A 1,169-nucleotide genomic window follows, 5' to 3' on the forward strand; every position below is an offset into this window, starting at 1 on the left:
CTTATGTGTCTCAGTCCTGCTAGATTAGCCCCATCGCGGCTCCCGGCCAGGAGCTGCGATGGGTGGGCTACAGCGTTTAACATCTTGTGGCCTGACCACGTTCGCTGGCAGGCTGATCCCATCTCTCCTCACCGTCTCGAACAGTTGACGGCGGCCCGTTTGCGGGACCGCGAAGCATAAGGAAGAAAGAGTGACATGATACCAGCTACAGCCGTGATCGGCATAGATGTTTCCCGCGATTGGCTCGACGGATTTTGTGTATCGAGCGGGCAGCACTTCCGCCTGCCCAACACCGCAGAAGGCCATGTTCAGTTGCTGGCCTGGATCCAGCAACTGCCTGATGCGGTGCGAATTGGGTTTGAGGCGACGGGTGGCCAGGAATGGGCACTTTGGGCTTATCTCGTCGCTGCTGGGATTGAGGCGGTGCAACTGGCTCCGGCACAGATCAAAGCCTTCGCCCGTTCTCGAGGCACGCGCGCCAAGACAGGCCGCATCGACGCGGTCCTTATTGCCGGCTTCATGCAATTTCGCCCAGAAGCCGGGCGGATACTACCACATGGAAATCTGCGCATTCTCAGAGCATTGACGACCCGGCGGGCTCAGATTGTGGACATGCGCAAGCGGCTTGCAGCTCAGATCTGTGCGCGTGAGAAGCAAGGTGTTGCCGACGATCTTCAGGAGTTGGACAGCACTCTGAAGGCTGTTCTGGATGGTCAGGTCAGTGAGATCGAGCAGCGGATCGAACGAGTTATTACTCAAGAGGAAAGCCTGGCCAAAAAAGCCCGACTGCTACGATCCATCCCCGGAATAGGTCCGGTATCGGCAGCCATGTTGATTGCTGAAATGCCGCAACTCGGGCGGATGACAGCAGGCGAGGCCGCCGCCATGACGGGCCTTGCACCAGTGTCACACGACAGTGGCGCAAGGCGTGGCAGGCGAACCATCGCAGGGGGACGGCGCTCACTGCGACATGTTCTGTTCCAGGCAGCGCTCGCCGCCGCCTGTCACAATCCGTTGCTCAAACCTCTCGCAACGCGCATGAAAGAGAGTGGCAAACCGCACAAGCTCATCATCATTGCAGGCGCACGCAGGCTGGTCGTAACCGCAAACGCCGTCCTCAAAACCGCTACGCCATGGCAGACAGGCAAAGCCGCCTAGACACAGTTGCT

General features: G+C 59.1%; 1 protein-coding gene. It reads left to right on the forward strand.

Annotated features, from left to right (window positions below):
- Window positions 1–195: 195 nt before the first annotated feature.
- Window positions 196–1,158, forward strand: coding sequence for an IS110 family RNA-guided transposase (locus DES43_RS22250; RefSeq protein WP_084496457.1), 963 nt, complete (start codon window positions 196–198; stop codon window positions 1,156–1,158).
- The last annotated feature ends 11 nt before the right edge of the window (window positions 1,159–1,169 follow it).

The sequence above is a fragment of the Aquamicrobium defluvii genome (genome assembly GCF_004363725.1).
Taxonomy (GTDB): domain Bacteria; phylum Pseudomonadota; class Alphaproteobacteria; order Rhizobiales; family Rhizobiaceae; genus Mesorhizobium; species Mesorhizobium defluvii.

What these genes read in the sequence shown, in the direction of transcription:
- DES43_RS22250 (WP_084496457.1), top strand. Translation starts at nt 196, where the DNA reads ATGATACCAGCTACAGCCGTGATCGGCATAGATGTTTCCCGCGATTGG.